15 protein-coding genes are annotated in these 16,802 nt (G+C 67.9%); 4 read left to right on the forward strand and 11 right to left on the reverse strand.

From position 1 onward, the window contains the following. Window positions 1-223: 223 nt before the first annotated feature. The gene (locus ACWPKK_RS27420) at window positions 224-1,414 is read right to left on the reverse strand and encodes an HPP family protein (RefSeq protein ID WP_452010822.1); all 1,191 of its coding nucleotides are present in this window, start codon (window positions 1,412-1,414) and stop codon (window positions 224-226) included. Window positions 1,415-1,564: 150 nt separating this feature from the next. On the opposite strand from ACWPKK_RS27420, the gene soxR reads away from it, so the two are divergent. Continuing rightward, window positions 1,565-2,020 (forward strand): redox-sensitive transcriptional activator SoxR, encoded by a 456-nt coding sequence (gene soxR / locus ACWPKK_RS27425; protein WP_324864361.1) that lies wholly within the window; start codon window positions 1,565-1,567, stop codon window positions 2,018-2,020. A 29-nt stretch (window positions 2,021-2,049) separates the two neighbouring features. Here the strand turns inward: soxR and ACWPKK_RS27430 are convergent, their stop codons facing one another. The 7 genes from ACWPKK_RS27430 to ACWPKK_RS27460 are packed head-to-tail and all read right to left on the reverse strand — an operon-like array spanning window position 2,050 to window position 7,821. Continuing rightward, the gene (locus ACWPKK_RS27430) at window positions 2,050-2,787 is read right to left on the reverse strand and encodes a 2-keto-4-pentenoate hydratase (RefSeq protein WP_324864360.1); all 738 of its coding nucleotides are present in this window, start codon (window positions 2,785-2,787) and stop codon (window positions 2,050-2,052) included. After that, window positions 2,784-3,848 (reverse strand): LacI family DNA-binding transcriptional regulator, encoded by a 1,065-nt coding sequence (locus ACWPKK_RS27435; protein ID WP_452010825.1) that lies wholly within the window; start codon window positions 3,846-3,848, stop codon window positions 2,784-2,786. The genes ACWPKK_RS27430 and ACWPKK_RS27435 overlap by 4 nt, the downstream gene beginning before the upstream one ends. A gap of 12 nt (window positions 3,849-3,860) precedes the next feature. Then, window positions 3,861-4,799: a 2-hydroxyacid dehydrogenase gene (locus ACWPKK_RS27440; RefSeq protein ID WP_452010827.1), complete on the reverse strand. Its 939-nt coding sequence runs from the start codon at window positions 4,797-4,799 to the stop codon at window positions 3,861-3,863. Between the two features lie 30 nt (window positions 4,800-4,829). After that, window positions 4,830-5,594 (reverse strand): amino acid ABC transporter ATP-binding protein, encoded by a 765-nt coding sequence (locus ACWPKK_RS27445; RefSeq protein ID WP_452010829.1) that lies wholly within the window; start codon window positions 5,592-5,594, stop codon window positions 4,830-4,832. A gap of 39 nt (window positions 5,595-5,633) precedes the next feature. Continuing rightward, a complete protein-coding gene (locus tag ACWPKK_RS27450; RefSeq protein ID WP_324864351.1) occupies window positions 5,634-6,443 on the reverse strand; it encodes a transporter substrate-binding domain-containing protein in 810 nt (269 codons plus the stop codon). A gap of 36 nt (window positions 6,444-6,479) precedes the next feature. Beyond that, window positions 6,480-7,133 (reverse strand): amino acid ABC transporter permease, encoded by a 654-nt coding sequence (locus tag ACWPKK_RS27455; RefSeq protein WP_324864349.1) that lies wholly within the window; start codon window positions 7,131-7,133, stop codon window positions 6,480-6,482. 13 nt (window positions 7,134-7,146) lie between these two features. Continuing rightward, window positions 7,147-7,821 carry an amino acid ABC transporter permease gene (locus ACWPKK_RS27460; protein WP_452010832.1) on the reverse strand — a complete coding sequence of 225 codons (675 nt, stop codon included), beginning with the start codon at window positions 7,819-7,821 and terminating at the stop codon, window positions 7,147-7,149. Between the two features lie 343 nt (window positions 7,822-8,164). Between ACWPKK_RS27460 and ACWPKK_RS27465 the strand changes: the two genes are divergently transcribed. After that, on the forward strand, window positions 8,165-9,661 hold the full coding sequence (locus tag ACWPKK_RS27465; RefSeq protein WP_452010835.1) for an MFS transporter: 1,497 nt from the start codon (window positions 8,165-8,167) through the stop codon (window positions 9,659-9,661). 13 nt (window positions 9,662-9,674) lie between these two features. On the opposite strand, the gene ACWPKK_RS27470 is transcribed toward ACWPKK_RS27465, so the two are convergent. The 3 genes from ACWPKK_RS27470 to ACWPKK_RS27480 form a co-directional block, all read right to left on the reverse strand. Next, a complete protein-coding gene (locus ACWPKK_RS27470; protein ID WP_452010838.1) occupies window positions 9,675-10,376 on the reverse strand; it encodes a TetR/AcrR family transcriptional regulator in 702 nt (233 codons plus the stop codon). Between the two features lie 150 nt (window positions 10,377-10,526). After that, window positions 10,527-11,360, reverse strand: a complete 834-nt coding sequence (locus tag ACWPKK_RS27475; RefSeq protein WP_452010840.1) for a universal stress protein — start codon at window positions 11,358-11,360, stop codon at window positions 10,527-10,529. Between the two features lie 80 nt (window positions 11,361-11,440). Beyond that, a complete protein-coding gene (locus ACWPKK_RS27480; protein WP_452010842.1) occupies window positions 11,441-12,139 on the reverse strand; it encodes a TetR/AcrR family transcriptional regulator in 699 nt (232 codons plus the stop codon). Window positions 12,140-12,323: 184 nt separating this feature from the next. Here ACWPKK_RS27480 and ACWPKK_RS27485 point away from each other — a divergent pair, with 184 nt between their 5' ends. Both ACWPKK_RS27485 and ACWPKK_RS27490 read left to right on the forward strand, forming a co-directional pair. Further along, window positions 12,324-13,520 carry an efflux RND transporter periplasmic adaptor subunit gene (locus ACWPKK_RS27485; RefSeq protein ID WP_452010844.1) on the forward strand — a complete coding sequence of 399 codons (1,197 nt, stop codon included), beginning with the start codon at window positions 12,324-12,326 and terminating at the stop codon, window positions 13,518-13,520. 30 nt (window positions 13,521-13,550) lie between these two features. Beyond that, window positions 13,551-16,694, forward strand: a complete 3,144-nt coding sequence (locus ACWPKK_RS27490; RefSeq protein ID WP_452010846.1) for an efflux RND transporter permease subunit — start codon at window positions 13,551-13,553, stop codon at window positions 16,692-16,694. Window positions 16,695-16,802: the final 108 nt, after the last annotated feature.

Genomic DNA, 16,802 nt, shown 5'->3' on the forward strand with positions numbered 1-16,802 from the left:
TCTCTGTCCGGTCTTGTGATAGGAACGATTACCTGTCGCGGAGTTTGGGAGAGAGAGCGTGGCCAGCCGGGTTTCATCGTTGCGATTCCCGTCACCCTACGACGCTCCCGCTCACGAGTTGAACAGTGAAACAGGTCCAAATTCCTGTTTCATGCTGTTTCAAATGTTCCACTCCCCCTCCGCCCCGGGGGAGGCGAAGGGGGAGCGGCGCGGAGGCGGAGCGCTAGGCCCGGCCGCCGGAAACATCCCGCACAGGGCTGCGCGGCAGCGTCCCGTTCAGCCCGTCGATGCCGGTCTGCACAGCACGGGCAAGCGCGGTGCGGGCCAGCACCACCAGCAGGTCGGTCTGGGTGACCATGCCGAGGACGCGGCGGTTCTGGTCGACGATGACCACGTCATGGGTGCGCCCGTCCGACAGGCGGCCCAGCAGGCGGAAGACGGGGGTATCCGGCAGTTCGACCGTCGCCGGGGCCATGACGCTGGCGACGCGGGCGCCGCTGCGGCCGATATCTCCATGCGACAGCTGCTCGTGTCCGACGATGCCGACCACGGCGTTCTGGGCATCCACCACCGGCAGGGTGCGGAAGCCATGTTCCAGCAGGCGGGCGCGGGCCACCTGAGGATGGGTGTCCAGCGTGACCGAGACGACGTCGCGGGACATGATGTCCCGGCAGCTGATGTCGGCATGCAGGCGTTCCAGCGCATGAAGCTCGGCATTGACCAGCAGCGCGCCGAGATCCTCGCGGCTGACGTCCAGCGTCTCGGCCAGCCTGCGCAACGCGACGTCCACGTCGCCCTGGGTCAGGCCGGGGCGCAGCTGCGGCGGCGGATCGCTGGTGCGGTGGGTGTTGACCGCCTTGTGCGGATAGCGATGGCCGGACAGCCGGTGGAACATCAGCCCGGCCGTCAGCAGCAGGATGGAGTTCACCGCGACGGGGAAGAAGGCGAACTTGATCCCCATCTCCGTCACCGCCGGCCCGCCCAGCACCGCGGTCAGGGCGGCGGCCCCGCCCGGCGGGTGGAGGCAGCGGGTCAGCGACATGGTGGCGATGGCCAGCGCCACCGCGGCGGCCCCGGCCAGCATCGGGTCGGGGATGACGGCGGCGACCAGCACCCCGACGACGGCCGACAGCGTGTTGCCGCCGACGATCGACCAGGGCTGGGCCAGCGGGCTGGCCGGCACGGCAAACAGCAGCACCGCCGACGCTCCCATCGGCGCAACCAGCACCGGCGCGCTGGACATGTAGGTCAGCATGTTGCGGCAGAGCAGCCCGGTCGCGGCGATGCCCAGCAGGGCGCCGCAGCAGGCGATCAGGCGGTCGCGCAGCGTGGCACCCGGCAGGATCGGCCGGAACACGAACTCACCCCATCCCGCCAGACGGTCACGCAGGGCGGCAAGCTTTCCCCTCGTCATACGGTCCCCATCCCCCTGATTACGCAATCGGCACATTGCCCGTTTGGTCGGCAAAGTCGGGGCAGGCTAAAACCTCAACAGAACTTGAGGTCAAGCGGAAATGGCTGCACACTGGCGGGACGGAGGGTTGCGGCAGAGGGGAGGGCCGGGATGCTGTCGCCGGAGGAGTATGACAAGGACCTGACGGTGGGCGAGGTGGCGCGCCGGTCCGGCGTGGCGGTCTCGACCATCCACTTTTACGAGGCGCAGGGGCTGATCCGCAGCTGGCGCAATTCCGGCAACCAGCGCCGCTTCACCCGCGACGTGCTGCGGCGGGTTGCGGTGATCAAGGTGGCGCAGCGGCTGGGCATCTCGCTCGCCTCCATCGCCGACGCGCTGAACGCCCTGCCGGAGGACCGCACCCCCACCACCGCCGACTGGCAACGCATGTCGGAGCGCTGGCGGCAGGAACTGGACGAGCGCATCACCAAGCTGACGAAGCTGCGCGACAATCTGGACGGCTGCATCGGCTGCGGCTGCCTGTCGATCCGCGACTGCCCGCTGCGCAACCCGTGGGACGAACTGGGGGATGGCGGCGCCGGGCCGCGCCTGCTGGATCCGTCCTGAGGATCGCGGCCCGGCACCCCCTCAGGCGCTCAATCGACCTTCAGCGTGAGCGTGCCCATGGTGCCGTAGCGGGCGACCGACCGGCTGCCCGGCTGGACGAAGACGGTGCCGGTGCAGGAGCCGGTGGTGACCACCTCGCCCGCATGCAGGCCGCCGAAGCTGCGGGCGCCGACATTGGCCATCCACACCAGCAGCCGCACCGGGTCGCCGGCGCTGTTGCCGCCGACGACATCCACCTTGGTCTCGCCGTCGACCTCCAGCGTCACCGACTCCTTGAGCGGGTCGAGGGCGCGCCAGTCGGCGATGGCCGGGCCGACGATCAGCGCGCCGTGGTTGAACTGGTCCGCCATGTGGCTGAGCCTGTCCTGGCTGCCGAAGCCGGTGTAGCGGGTGTCGACGATCTCCCAGGCCGGATGGACGGACGCCACGGCGTCCAGGACCTCGTCGCGCGTATAGGGCTGCTCGCGCGCCGGCAGGTCGCGGCCGAAGCGGTAGGCGATCTCCGCCTCCACCCCGATGACCTGGAACAGGTTGGCCGGCAGATGGTCCGTGCCCTCGAACACGGTGGCGGCGTTGATCGGCGCGCGGAAGGGCTCGGCCTCGGGCGTGGCGGCGCCGACCTTCCAGGCGGTGACGGGGCCCAGGCGGCGGGCGACGGCGTCCTGGATCGCGTAGGCCTCCGCCTCGTCGGCGGGGCGGCTGTCCAGCCCGGTCAGCCACTTGCGGGTCTCGCGTGCCGCGATCAGGGCCTCGACGGTATCGGTCATGACAGGTCTCTATGGTGGATGGAAGGGGTAGGGGCGCCGCAGGATTGGCGGACGACCAGCCGGCTCGGCAGGATGATCCGCTCGGGCGGGCCTTGCGGGTCGGCGATGCGACGCAGAAGCAGGCGGGCGGCTTCCTGCCCGATCTGCCTCGCGGAGGTGGCGACGGTGGTGAGCGCCGGGCGGCTGAGTGCGGCCTCCGGCACGTCGTCGAAGCCGGTGACGGCCAGATCGCGCCCGGCCCTGAGGCCGCGCGCCTCCAGCCCCAGCATCAGCCCCAGCGCCACCACGTCGTTGTAGCACAGCGCCGCGGTGGGGGACTGCGGCCGATTGAGCAGATCATCCGCCACCTCAGCACCCGACCGCCGGGTCAACGGACAGCGCAGGACCAGATCGTCCGCCAGCCCATGCCGCCGCATCGCCACTGTGAAACCGGCATGACGCGCCGCGTAGGCGGAATGGTCCAGCGTGCCGCCGACGAAGGCGATCCGGCTGTGCCCGAGGGAGACCAGATGGTCGACGACCGTCTCCACGCCCGCCTGGTAATCCACCCCGGCATAGTCGCGGCCCCGATCGGAGACGAAGCGCAGGGCCTGCACGCAGGGCAACCGCCAGCGGTCCAGCCGGTCCAGAAGCTCGCCTTGCGTTCCGGCGGCGGGGCAGAGGATCACCCCGTCGACATTGTGTTCCCGCATCCGCTGCAGGAATCGCTCCTGCCGCTCGGGCTGCTCGGCGGTGTTGGCGATGAAGGCGACGAAGCCTTCGGCGTCCAGCACATCGTCCACCCCCGCCGTCAGTTCGGCATAGAAGGGGTTGTTCAGTTCGCAGACCAGCAGCCCGACGGTCTGGGTGCGGGCGGCGCGCAGGGTGGCGGCGCCACGGTTGTAGATGTATCCCAGCGCCGCCATGGCGGCCTGGACCCGCTCCCGCGTTTCCGCCGCCACCAGCGGGCTGCCGCGCAGCACCAGCGACACCGTCGACCGCGACACCCCGGCATGGCCGGCGACCTCCGTCAGGGTGATGCGGTCGTTCCCCGGTTTGCTGCTATCCGGCGGCGGGGCCACGATGGCGGAGCCTCACACCACGGCGGTCGGCAACGGCCGGCCGGCGAAGAAGGCTTCCAGATTGTCCAGCACCAGCTGGCCCATCGCCGTGCGCGTCTCCACCGTGGCGCTGGCCTGATGCGGCTGCAGGACGACGTTGTCGAGGCCGTAGAAGCCTTCCGGCACGTTGGGCTCGTCGGCGAAGACGTCCAGCCCAGCCCCGCCGATCCGGCCTTCGGTCAATGCCGCCAGCAGTTCCGGCTCGTCCACCACGCTGCCGCGGGCGACGTTGACCAGGATGCCGTCGGGTCCCAGCGCGTCCAGCAGGTCGCGGCCCACCATGTTGCGCGAGTCCGGCCCGGCCGACGCCGCGACCACCAGGATGTCGCTTTCGCGCGCCAGATCGACCGGCGAGGCGACGAAGCGGTAGGACACGCCGTCGCGCGGCTTGCGGTTGGTGTAGGCGACGGTCATGCCGAAGGCCTCGGCGCGCTTGGCGATGGCCTCGCCGATGCGGCCCAGCCCCAGCACGCCCAGCCGCTTGCCGCTGACCTTGCGGGCGAGCGGCAGCTTGCCCGTCGGCCACTGCCCGGCCCGGACGAAGCGGTCGCCCACCGCCATGCGGCGCGATGTTGCGATCAGCAGCCCCATGGCAAGGTCCGCCACGTCGTCGGTCAGCACATCCGGCGTGTTGGTGACGCGCACGCCGCGGCCGCGGGCATGCTCCAGATCGACCGCATCGGTGCCGACGCCGTTGATGGCGACGATCCCAAGCTTCGGCAGGGCGTCGACCACCGCGTTCTTCACGCCGGTCCCGCCGCCGGTGACGACGGCGCGCACCCGGTCGGCCACCTCGGCGATCAGCCGGTCGCGGTCGGGGGCCGCGGACAGGCGGTGGACGGTGTAGGCCGCGTCGAGCGCCTGCTCGATGGCGGGCATCATGGGTTCGACGAGGAGGATTTCGGGCTTCATCACGACTGTCCTTGGTGGAACGAAAGATCCTTAGTGCGCCAGAATCTGGCCGAGGAAGCTCCGCGTCCGCTCCGATTTCGGGGCGGTGAAGAACTCCTCCGGCGTGTTCTGCTCGACGATCTCGCCGCGGTCCATGAAGATCACGCGGTGGGCGACCGACTTGGCGAATCCCATCTCGTGCGTCACGCACAGCATGGTCATGCCGTCTTCCGCCAATCCGATCATGGTGTCCAGCACCTCCTTGACCATTTCGGGGTCGAGCGCGGAGGTCGGCTCGTCGAACAGCATCACCTTCGGGTTCATGCACAGCGACCGGGCGATGGCGACGCGCTGCTGCTGGCCGCCCGACAGCTGGCCGGGATACTTGTCGGCCTGTTCAGGAATGCGCACCCGCTCCAGATAGCGGATGGCGGTGGCCCTCGCCTCGTCCTTCGTCACGCCGCGAACCTTCAAGGGCGCCAGCATGCAGTTCTCCAGCACCGTCAGGTGCGGGAACAGGTTAAAGCTCTGGAACACCATGCCGACCTCCCGCCGCACGGTGTCGAGCTGGCGGTGATGCGGCCCAAGCTCGACGCCGTTGACGGTGATGCGGCCCTTCTGGTGGCGTTCCAGCTGGTTGATGCAGCGGATCAGGGTGGATTTCCCCGACCCGGACGGGCCGCAGATGACGATCCGCTCGCCCCGGTGGACCTCCAGGTCGATGTCCTTCAGCACTTGGAAGTGATCGTACCATTTCTGGACGCCTTCCATGCGGATGACGACATCCGCGCTCATCGGTTCGGACACCACTGCCATGGTCTTACCCTCCACCGGGGAAATGCGGTTGTCTCAAGCTCAGGACTTGCCGGACGTGACCGCCGCCGGCAGGTCGGTGCCCAGCCACTTCTGATGGATGGCGTTCAGCTCCCCGTTCTTCTTCACCGTGTCGAGGAAGCCGTTGACCCAGCTCTGCAGCTTGTCCTGGCCCTGGCGCATGGCGACGCCCTGTACCTGGCTCTTCAGCACGAACTTCATTTCGTAGTTGGCCTGCGGCGCCATCGTCTTGATCTGCTGCGCCACCACGTTGCTGACGCCCAGCGCATCGACCTGACCGGACAGCAGGGCCTGCACGGCGCTGGCGTCGTCGTCGAAGCGCATGATGCGGGCATCCTTCGGCGCCACCGCGGTCAGCGACTGGTCCTGGGTGCTGGCGCGGGCGACGCCGGCGCTCTTGCCCGACAGATCCTCGGCCTTGGCGATCGGCGATTTCTGCGGGGCGAGCAACCCGATCTCGATGGCGGCATATGGATCGGAGAAGGCGACCTGCTTGGCCCGTTCCGGTGTGATGCCGAGGGAGGCGACCAGCACGTCCACCTTGCCGGTCAGCAAGTAGGGGATGCGGTTCGGCCCAGTGACCGGCACGATGTCCACCGGCACGCCCATGTGCTTGGCCATCAGCTTGGCCACGTCGGCGTCGTAGCCGTCCGGCTTGCCGTCGGCGCTGGTGATGCCGAAGGGCGGGAAGTCGACCAGCATGCCGACGGTCAGCTTGCCCTTGCCCTTGATGTCCTCGACGCTCTGGGCGTTCGCCGTGGCGGTGAGGCCGATTGCGGCGGTCATCAGGGCGCCGGCGACGATCAGGCGGCGGGTGACGGAGAAGGCCATGGTTGTTTCCTCCAAGTGCGGATGTTTTTTAGAGTTTTACCGAGAAGGCGCGGCGTAGCGGGCTTCCAGCCTCTGGCTCAGCAGCGACAGGGGCCAGCACAGCGCGAAATAGATCGCGGCGACGATGCCGAAGACCAGGAAGGGCTGGAAGGTGGCGTTGTTGACGATCTGGCCGGCGCGGGTCAGCTCGACGAAGCCGATGATGGCGGCCAGCGAGGTGCCCTTGATGACCTGCACCAGATAGCCGACGGTCGGCGGCACCGCGACCTTCACCGCCTGCGGCAGGATCACGTAGCGCATCAGGCCGGGATAGCGCAGGCCGAGCGCCGACGCCGCCTCCCACTGGCCCCTGGGCACCGACTGGATGCAGCCGCGCCAGATCTCGCCCAGGAAGGCGCTGGTGTTCAGCGTCAGGCCAAGTGCGGCGGCCACCCACGGGCTCATGTCGATGCCCATCACGGTGGCGCCGAAGAAGACCAGGAACAACTGCATCAGCAGCGGCGTGCCCTGGAAGACCTGGATGTAGCCGGTCGCCAGCCAGCGCAGCGGCTTCACGTCCGACGTCCGGCCGAGCGCCACGAACAGGCCGACGATGCCGCCGCCGATGAAGGCGATGGCCGACAGCAGCAGCGTCCACTGCACGGCGCTCAGCAGGAACAGGAACTCGTTGTAACCGAAGGCGCGGATCATCTTGCGGCCTCCTTCAGCGCCGGTCGACGGAATAGGCGAAGGCCAGCCGGTAGATGCCGGCGAACAGGGCCGAGAACATCAGCGCCAGCACCAGGTAGATGCCGGTCACGACGATGTAGATCTCGAAGCTGCGGAAGGTTTGTGACTGGATATTGTTGGCAACCGACGTCAACTCGTCCGCGGAGATGGCGGACACGATGCTGGAGCTCAGCATCAGCAGGATGAATTGGCTGGTCAGCGCCGGATAGACCGTGCGCAGCGCCGGCTTCAGCACGATGTAGCGGAAGACCTGCAGCGGGCGCAGCCCCAGCGCCAACCCGGCTTCGATCTGGCCCTTGTGGATGGATTCGATGCCGGCGCGGATGATCTCGGTGGCATAGGCCCCGACATTGACGACCATCGCGATCAGTGCCGCCACGTCCGGCGACAGCCTGAGGCCGATGGTCGGCAGCCCGAAGAAGATCAGGAAGATCTGGACCAGGAAGGGCGTGTTGCGGATGACTTCGATATAGGCGTTGATCAGCCAGCGCACCGGTTTCGGACCGGAGGTCTTGCCCAGCGCGCAGAGGATGGCGACCGCCAGCCCGATGGCCATGGCGCCGAACGACAGCTTGATCGTCAGCCAGGCTCCGCCCAGCAGCATGTCCCACGACGCGAACACCGCGTCGAATTGAAAGTCGTAGGTCACGGGCGTTCCTCCGCACCCGCGTCGCACCGGCTTTTTCAGGGGCCGGCGTCGCGCGGATCGCCTTTGTCCGTCGGGCGTCCATCCGGGATCGGCACCCGGAAGTCATGCCGGGCTCTCGCGGCTTCGCAGCCATCGTCCCGATGCCCTCAGTCTTTGGACAGGCTAATTGGATCGATCTAAATGCGCAACGGAAAATGAGGAGAGTCATGACAATTCGTGTACCAGATGTTCGGCGGGTGCTCGGGCGGAGCGCTGGCGAAACCTTCCATTGCGACGGGACGTTTCATCCGCAGCCGGAACGCCTCACCCGGTCCATCCATCAGCACGAGGAGTGCCGTCCGCCATGACCGCCAGACAAAGTGCTGCTCCGGACCCCGTGTCGCGGAATGCCGCGGTGAGCAGCCTCGTGCCCGCCCGGATGGACCGGTTGCCCTGGGCCCGCTTCCATTGGATGGTCGTGGTAGGGCTGGGCGTCAGCTGGATCCTGGACGGAATCGAAATCCAGCTGATCTCGGCCTCCGGCTACAAGGAAAGCCTGGGCATGTCGAGCGCGGAGGTCGGGCTTGCCGGCACCATCTATCTCATGGGGCAGGTGGTCGGGGCACTCGTCTTCGGGCGGCTGACCGACCGCTGGGGGCGCAAGCGGCTGTTCATCACCACACTGGCCATCTACCTGATCGCCTCCGGCATCGCCGGATTCGCCTGGACGCCGTGGTTCCTCTATCTCTGGCGCTTCGTCGCCGGGATGGGGATCGGCGGCGAATATGCCGCCATCAATTCCGCCATCGACGAGCTGATTCCCGCCCGCTACCGCGGCCGTGTCGATATCGCCATCAACGGCACCTATTGGGGTGGTGCGATGATCGGCGCCGTCGGCAGCGTCTTCCTTCTCGACCACTCCCTGGTCCCGGAGGATCTCGGCTGGCGCATCGCCTTCTTCATCGGCCCGATCCTGGGGCTGGCCATCATCTATCTGCGCCGGTTCATCCCGGAGAGCCCGCGCTGGATGGTCACCCATGGGATGGAGGAGGAGGCCGAGCGCATCGTCGACGGCATCGAGGCCAGCGTTCGCGACCAGGGAAAGACGTTGCCGCCGGTCGATCCGCGGCGGGCGATGACCATCATTCCCGAGGACTCGGTGTCCTATGCCCAGTTGGTGGACGTCTTCTTCCGGCAATATCCGTCACGCACCTTCCTCGGCGTGACGATGATGGTCACGCAGTCCTTTCTCTACAACGCGATCTTCTTTACCTATGCCCTGGTCCTGCAAAATTTCTATCACCTCGACCCGTCGCAGACGGCGCTCTATTTCTTCCCCTTCGCCGCCGGCAACCTGATCGGGCCGCTGCTGCTGGGGCCGCTGTTCGATACGGTGGGGCGGCGGCGGATGATCTTCGGCACCTATGTGCTGGCGGGAACCGTTCTGTTGGCCTCGGCCATCCTGTTCCGGCAGGGGGTGCTGACGGCGGACACGCACACGGTGTTCTGGTGCGTGTCCTTCTTCTTCGCCTCGGCGGGCGCGTCGTCGGCCTACCTGACGGTCAGCGAAATCTTCCCGCTGGAGGTCCGGGCGCAAGCCATCTCCTACTTCTTCGCCGTCGCCCAGGTGGTGGGCTCCACCGGGCCGCTGCTGTTCGGCTGGCTGGTGGGGGAGGGAACGGAGCGCGACCCGCTGTTCTGGGGCTATGTTCTGGGGTCGGTGGTGATGATGTTCGGCGGCGTGGTCGCCCTGATCTACGGCGTCGATGCCGAAGGCAAGGGGCTGGAGGAGATCGCCGAACCGCTGACCAAGGCCAACCGCGACCGCGGGGTGGGAGAGGAGGCGGCGGAGACGATCTGACCGCCGCCGCGTCTCATCCTGGAGTCGCGGTTCCGGACACGCGGGCGCCGCTCAGAAACAGCCGCACCGCCTGCCGGACATAGCGGTCGAGGTCGGGGATGGCCGGAGCGCTCTGCGGCAGGATCAGGCGGCGTATCAGCAGGTTACCGGTGACCATGCCGAGGAAGGCCTGGGCGGCCACGGCCGGATCCTCGATCTTCAAGGTCCCGCTGTCCGACAGGCGTTGCAGATATTCGGCAAGGCGGCGGATGGCGTTTTCCGGGCCGATGCGGAAGAAGGCCTCGGCGATGTCCGGCACGCGGTCGCCTTCGGAGATCAGGATGCGGACCGTACCGGTCGTCTCCTCGTTCAGCAGGGCCTTGACCAGATGCAGGGCGAAGGCGGTCAGCCCCGCCTCCGGCGTGACGCGGTCGTCGGCCTGGGCCGGGGCGAGGCCGGATAGGATCATGGCGTTGTCCTCCTCCATGATCGCGCGGAACAGGCCTTCCTTGTCGCCGAAATGCTCGTACAGCGTGGCGCGGGAGCCGCCGGCCACGGCGATGATGTCGCTGAGCGTCGTCTTCTCGAACCCTTTTTCGATGAACAGCCGCCGGGCGGCGGTCAGGATGGCCTGCCGGCGCGCCAATCCCCGCGGCCCGCAGGTGGCGGGTCCGGCCGCCGGCGGTCCGGCAGTGGCTCCGGCGGCGACTTCGGCCTTGTGGCTGCTGCTCGTCATGGTGCGCTTTCCTCCGGCGCGGCGGCGCCCGCGTCCGGTCTGATTATTCGTTCCACGCCAATGCGCGTGCGCCAATGGTGAACGTCTGCACCGGGAAGGGGGACCGGCGCGAGCTGTAAAAAAGACGCAGGGGCCCCTTCTCCGGCAAGGTCATCGCGACAAAAGGATCGGGGTGTTCGCCTTCGCCAGAACCGTCCGGGTCGTCCCGCCGAAGACGAACTCGCTGATCCGCGGCCGGCCATAGGCGCCCATCACCAGCAGGTCGGCATCCACCGTGCGCGCATGGTCCAGCAGCACGGTGCCGGCATCGGTGCCGGGGCGCTGTTCCAGCACCACCTCTACCCCGTTGCGGGCCAGATGGCGGGACATGTCGGCTCCCGGATCGCCGCCGAGCAGGCCATTCGGGCGCGCTTCCGGCACCACGACCAGATGCACGATGTCCGCCGCGCTCAACAATGGCATGGCGAGCGCGATGGCGGTCGCCGCCTCGCGGCTGCCGTTCCAGCCGACGACGATGCGCCGGCCGATGCGGTGCGACGGCCAGCCTGCCGGCAGAAGCAGGGTGGGGCGGCCGGAGGCGAAGATCACATCCTCCGACAGGCTGAGCATCCGCGCCGGCCGGGTCGGCCGCAACGGCGGGCCGACGATGGCGAGGCTGGCATGGCGGGCGTGGAGCATCAGCGCTTCGCCATCCTCATGGTCGGAGAGGCGCCATTCGCCGCTGATGCCGGTGTCGGCGACGATGCGCTCGAACAGCGTCCGCGCGTCCGCCGCCGCGTTGCGGGTGGCGGTATGATGCTGGCGCAGCATGGCTTCCAGCCCGCCGCCGCGGGCGAAGCCGCTGCCGGGGGTCAGTTCCAGCCGGTTGACGACGAAGGTGGCGATCAGGTGCGCCTGCCAGCTTTGCGCCAGGGCGGCGGCATAGGCGAGCCGGCTGGCCCGCTCCTCGTCCGCCTCAATGAAAACGACGATGTCTTTCGGCATTCCAGGGGGGATTCCGGGGCGCATTCTACGGGCCTCTTGCTTGGCAATTCGTTCGGGAACTTGGTTGGGGCGGAGTGCCGTCACGAGGCTGACGGGGGCGGGGCGGCGCCGCGAAGGAACAGGCGGACGCAGGCGCGCACATACGCCTCCACCGCCGGCATATCGACCGGCCGGTCGGGCAGGATCAGCCGCTCCATCAGGAGGTTGCCGGTCACCATGCCGCAGAAGGCCTGTGCCGCCGCATCGGTGTCGGCAACGCGGATCCGTCCTGCCTCGGCCAGTTCGCGCAGGCAGCCGGCCATCCGCTCACGCGTACGCTCCGGCCCGACGCGGACGAAGGTCTCGACGAGGTCGGGAATGCGGGCGCCTTCCGAAATCAGCGTGCGCAGGATCGCCGTCGTCTGCGGCTCCGTCAGCGCATGCATGATATGCAGCGCGATGCGGACCAGCCGCTCCTCCGGATCGACAACCTGCTCCGAAACGCTGCCGGCGGGGGCATCCAAGGTGAGGGCGTCCGGTGCCATGCCGTCCAGCACCCGGGCGCAATGTTCCTCCATCATGGCGCGGAACAGGCCGTCCTTGTCGCCGAAATGGGCATAGAGCGTCGTGCGCGACCCGCCGGCGAGCCGCAGCACATCGCTGAGCGACGTACCGGCATAGCCCTTCTCGACGAACAGTGCCGCCGCGGCATCCAGCAGGGCCCGGCAGCGCGCATGGCCGCGGGTGACCGTTCCGGCGCCGTTATCCACCCCCCTTGCATCCAGCCCCGTATCGGGCATTGCGGAACCCCCTTGCGCGCTGCAGCATTCTGAATGTATCGTCTGGTACAGTGTACTGTATGAGACAGTACTAAGCAACGGGGATGTGCCGGTCCACCCGCAGCCCGGACCGAAGGCCGGCTCAAAGCCCGGCCGTAGCAGGGAGACGGGACCGCAGACGCGCGGCGCCGAGACGAGGAAAGAGATGTTCAGATCCAACTCATTCATGACGCTGGCCGCGGCGGCTGCGCTGATCGCGGTGCTCGCCGGCTGCAACCAGCAGAAGCAGGCGGCCGGCCAGCCCCAGGCCGGCGGTCCGCCGGAGGTGTCGGTCATCACCATCGGGCCGCAGCGCCTGACCGTGACGACCGAGCTGCCGGGCCGCACCGCCGCCTACCGGGTGGCTGAAATCCGCCCGCAGGTCAGCGGCATCGTGCTGAAGCGCCTGTTCCGCGAGGGCAGCGACGTCAAGGCCGGCGACCAGCTCTACCAGATCGACCCCGCCACCTACGAGGCATCGCTGGCGAGCGCCCAGGCCGACGTGCAGAAGGCGGAAGCCAACCTGCAGGCCGCGCGCAACAAGGCGGGACGCTACGGCGACCTCGTCAAGAACAGCGTGGTCAGCAAGCAGGACTTCGACGACGTCCAGGCCACGCTGAAGCAGAACGAGGCGCAGGTGGCCGCCGCCAAGGCCGCCTACAACCTTGCCAGCATCAACCTCAACTACACCAAGGTGTTCGCGCCGATCTCCGGCCGCATCGGCAAGTCGGCGGTCACCGAAGGCGCGCTGGTCACGGCCAGTCAGGCGACGGCGCTGGCGACCATCCAGCAGTTCGACCCGATCTATGTCGACGTGACGCAGACCGCCTCGCAGCTGATGAAGCTGCGCGAGGACATGGCGACCGGCCGCATCCGCCCGGCGGAGCCCGGCAAGATCCCGGTGACGCTGTTCCTGAACAGCAACGGCGACGACACTCCCTATCCGGCGAAGGGTGAACTCCAGTTCTCCGACGTGACGGTGGATGCCGGCACCAGTTCGGTCCAGCTGCGCGCCGTCTTCCCCAACCCGAACAAGGACCTGCTGCCCGGCCTGTTCGTCCGCGCCCGCGTGGAGCAGGGTGTCGCCGAGAACGCGATCACCGTACCCCAGGCGGCGGTCAGCCGCGGTCCGGACGGCAGCGCCCGCGTCTGGGTGGTGGGCGCCGACAACAAGGCGGCCCAGCGCACGATCAAGACCGAACGCGCGGTCGGCAATGTCTGGCTGGTGTCGGACGGGCTGGCCGCCGGCGAGCGGGTTGTCGTCGAAGGCCTGCAGAAGGTCAAGCCGGGTGCCGAGGTGAAGCCGGTGCCGGCCCAGAATGCCCTCGCTGCGCTGCCTGAAAAGGCCGCATCGGCCCGCTGATCCAGGATACCGTCCCCAGGAACCGCTCCCATGTCAAAATTCTTCATCGACCGGCCGGTCTTCGCCTGGGTCATCGCCATCGTCATCATGATGGCGGGCGCCCTGGCGATCCTGCGGCTGCCCGTCGAGCAATATCCGAAGATCGCGCCGCCGACGGTGTCGATCACAGCCAGCTATCCCGGCGCCTCGGCCAAGACGCTGGAGGACACGGTCACCCAGGTCATCGAACAGAAGATGACCGGGCTCGACCATTTCCGCTACATGTCCTCCAACAGCGACTCCTCCGGCAACGTCACCATCACGCTGACTTTCGAGCCGGAGGCCAACCCCGACATCGCCCAGGTCCAGGTGCAGAACAAGCTGCAGCTGGCGGTTCCCCTGCTGCCGCAGGAGGTCCAGCAGCGCGGCCTGCAGGTGTCGAAGGCCGGTAACGACTTCCTGCTGGTGGTCGGTTTCGTGTCGAGCGACGGGCGCCTCAGCCAGGGCGACATTGCCGACTACGTCACCTCCAACCTGCAGGACACCATGAGCCGCGTGGAGGGTGTCGGCGACGTCACCGTCTTCGGCCCGCAGCATGCCATGCGCATCTGGCTCGACCCCGATGCGCTGAACAACTTCGCGCTGACCACGACCGACGTCTCCAACGCGGTCAAGACCCAGAACGCACAGGTCTCCGCCGGCCAGCTCGGCGGCGCGCCGGCCGTCGCGGGCCAGCAGATCAACGCCACCATCACCGCCCAGTCGCGCCTGCAGACGCCGGAGCAGTTCGGCGCCATCCTGCTGCGCGTGAATCCCGACGGTTCCCAGGTGCGGCTGCGCGACGTGGCGCGGATCGAGATCGGATCCGAAACCTACGAGATCAGCGCCGCCTACAACGGCAAGCCGGCGGCGGGCGTCGGCATCAAGCTGGCGACCGGCGCCAACGCGCTGGACACCGCCGCCGCGGTCAAGGCGCGCGTGGCGGAACTGCAGCCCTTCTTCCCGGCGGGCATCGAGGTCATCTACCCCTACGACACGACGCCCTTCGTCGAGCTGTCGATCCATGAGGTGATCAAGACGCTGTTCGAGGCCATCATCCTCGTCTTCGTCGTGATGTACCTGTTCCTGCAGAACTTCCGCGCGACGCTGATCCCGACCATCGCTGTGCCTGTGGTGCTGCTCGGCACCTTCGGCGTGCTGTCGGCCTTCGGCTTCTCGGTCAACGTGCTGACGATGTTCGGCATGGTGCTGGCGATCGGCCTGCTGGTGGACGACGCCATCGTCGTGGTCGAGAATGTCGAGCGCGTGATGAGCGAGGAGGGGCTGCCCCCGCGCGAGGCGACACGCAAATCGATGGACCAGATCACCGGCGCGCTGGTCGGCATCGCGCTGGTGCTGTCGGCGGTGTTCGTGCCGATGGCCTTCTTCGGCGGGTCGGCCGGTGCCATCTACCGCCAGTTCTCGCTGACCATCGTGTCGGCGATGGCGCTGTCGGTGGTGGTCGCCCTGGTGCTGACCCCGGCGCTCTGCGCCACCATCCTGAAGCCTGTGACCGTCGGCCACGGCCATTCGAAGAGGGGCTTCTTCGGCCTGTTCAACCGCGGCTTCGACGCCAGCAGCCGGGTCTATGTCCGCGGCGTGCGCGGCGCGGTGAACCGTCTGGGCCGCTATTTCATCGCCTATCTGCTGATCCTCGGCGGGCTGGGCTACCTGTTCTTGCAGATGCCGTCCTCCTTCCTGCCGACGGAGGACCGCGGCCAGCTGTTCGTGCTGTGGTCGGCCCCGCCGAACGCCAGCGCCGAGCGCACGGCCGAGACCGCCAAGGCCGTCACCACCCATTTCCTGGAAAAGGAGAAGGACAGCGTCGAGGGCCTGTTCACCATCGTCGGCTTCAACTTCTCCGGCCGCGGCCAGAATGCCGGCATGGCCTTCGTCCGGCTGAAGGACTGGAGCGAGCGCACCCAGCCGTCGCAGAAGCCGCAGGCCATCGCCGGCCGGGCGATGGGGGCGCTGTCGCGCCTTAAGGATGCTGTGGTCTTCGCCTTCCTGCCGCCGTCGGTCCCCGGCCTCGGCAATGCCACCGGCTTCGACCTGCAGCTCGTCGACCGCGGCGGGCTGGGCCATGACCGGCTGATGCAGGCGCGCAACCAGTTGCTGGGCATGGCGGCGCAGAACCCGAAGCTGGTCGGCGTCCGTCCCAACGGCCTGGAGGACACGCCGCAATTCAAGCTGGACATCGACCGCGAGAAGGCGAGTGCGCTCGGCCTATCGCTCAGCGACATCAACACGACGCTGTCGGTGGCCTGGGGCTCCTCCTACGTCAACGACTTCATCGACCAGGGCCGGGTGAAGAAGGTCTATCTGCAGGCCGACGCGCCCTACCGCATGCAGCCAAGCGACATCGACCGCTGGTACGTGCGCAATTCCAGCAACCAGATGGTTCCCTTCTCCGCCTTCACGACGGCGCAATGGATCTTCGGTTCGCCGAAGCTGGAGCGCTACAACGGCTCCTCCTCGCTGAACATCCAGGGATCGGCCGCACCGGGCATCAGCTCGGGCGAGGCGATGGCCGAGATGGAGGCGATGATGCAGAAGCTGCCGCAGGGGATCGGATACGAGTGGACCGGCCTGTCCTACGAGGAACGGCTCAGCGGGTCGCAGGCCCCGGCGCTCTACGCCCTGTCGATGATCATCGTCTTCCTCTGCCTTGCGGCGCTTTATGAGAGCTGGTCGGTGCCGGTGTCGGTGATCATGGTGGTGCCGCTGGGCGTCATCGGCGCGGTCATCGCCGCGACGCTGCGCGGTCTGCCGAGCGACGTCTATTTCCAGGTCGGCCTGCTGACCACCATCGGCCTGTCGGCGAAGAACGCCATCCTGATCGTGGAGTTCGCCAAGTCGCTCTACGACGAGGGCATGGAGCTGAAGGAGGCGGCGATCAAGGCCTGCCGCCAGCGCCTGCGGCCGATCATCATGACGTCGCTGGCCTTCGTCCTCGGCGTGCTGCCGCTGGCGATCGCCACCGGCGCGGGGTCGGAGAGCCAGAACGCCATCGGCGTCGGCGTGATGGGCGGCATGATCTCCGCCACCGTGCTGGCGATCCTGTTCGTGCCGGTCTTCTTCGTCGCGGTCTACCGCCTGTTCGTCCGCAGGCGTCCTGGCCACGACTCCATGCCGCAGCCGGCGGCAGGGGACTGAGCGGGCAGGCCGTTCGGCCGGATCAATGGAAAGCGCCGGGTCCCTCGTGGGCCCGGCGCTTTTTGTTTGGGTGGCAGGATGGAACAACGTGGAACAGGTCCGCCCCAT

The sequence above is a fragment of the Azospirillum largimobile genome, from assembly GCF_977007025.2.

Bases quoted from the DNA above. Each gene is read 5' to 3' on its own strand.
- ACWPKK_RS27420 (WP_452010822.1), bottom strand. From the start codon at position 1,414: ATGACGAGGGGAAAGCTTGCCGCCCTGCGTGACCGTCTGGCGGGATGG.
- soxR (WP_324864361.1), top strand. From the start codon at position 1,565: ATGCTGTCGCCGGAGGAGTATGACAAGGACCTGACGGTGGGCGAGGTG.
- ACWPKK_RS27430 (WP_324864360.1), bottom strand. From the start codon at position 2,787: ATGACCGATACCGTCGAGGCCCTGATCGCGGCACGCGAGACCCGCAAG.
- ACWPKK_RS27440 (WP_452010827.1), bottom strand. From the start codon at position 4,799: ATGAAGCCCGAAATCCTCCTCGTCGAACCCATGATGCCCGCCATCGAG.
- ACWPKK_RS27445 (WP_452010829.1), bottom strand. From the start codon at position 5,594: ATGGCAGTGGTGTCCGAACCGATGAGCGCGGATGTCGTCATCCGCATG.
- ACWPKK_RS27450 (WP_324864351.1), bottom strand. From the start codon at position 6,443: ATGGCCTTCTCCGTCACCCGCCGCCTGATCGTCGCCGGCGCCCTGATG.
- ACWPKK_RS27455 (WP_324864349.1), bottom strand. From the start codon at position 7,133: ATGATCCGCGCCTTCGGTTACAACGAGTTCCTGTTCCTGCTGAGCGCC.
- ACWPKK_RS27465 (WP_452010835.1), top strand. From the start codon at position 8,165: ATGACCGCCAGACAAAGTGCTGCTCCGGACCCCGTGTCGCGGAATGCC.
- ACWPKK_RS27470 (WP_452010838.1), bottom strand. From the start codon at position 10,376: ATGACGAGCAGCAGCCACAAGGCCGAAGTCGCCGCCGGAGCCACTGCC.
- ACWPKK_RS27475 (WP_452010840.1), bottom strand. From the start codon at position 11,360: ATGCCGAAAGACATCGTCGTTTTCATTGAGGCGGACGAGGAGCGGGCC.
- ACWPKK_RS27480 (WP_452010842.1), bottom strand. From the start codon at position 12,139: ATGCCCGATACGGGGCTGGATGCAAGGGGGGTGGATAACGGCGCCGGA.
- ACWPKK_RS27485 (WP_452010844.1), top strand. From the start codon at position 12,324: ATGTTCAGATCCAACTCATTCATGACGCTGGCCGCGGCGGCTGCGCTG.
- ACWPKK_RS27490 (WP_452010846.1), top strand. From the start codon at position 13,551: ATGTCAAAATTCTTCATCGACCGGCCGGTCTTCGCCTGGGTCATCGCC.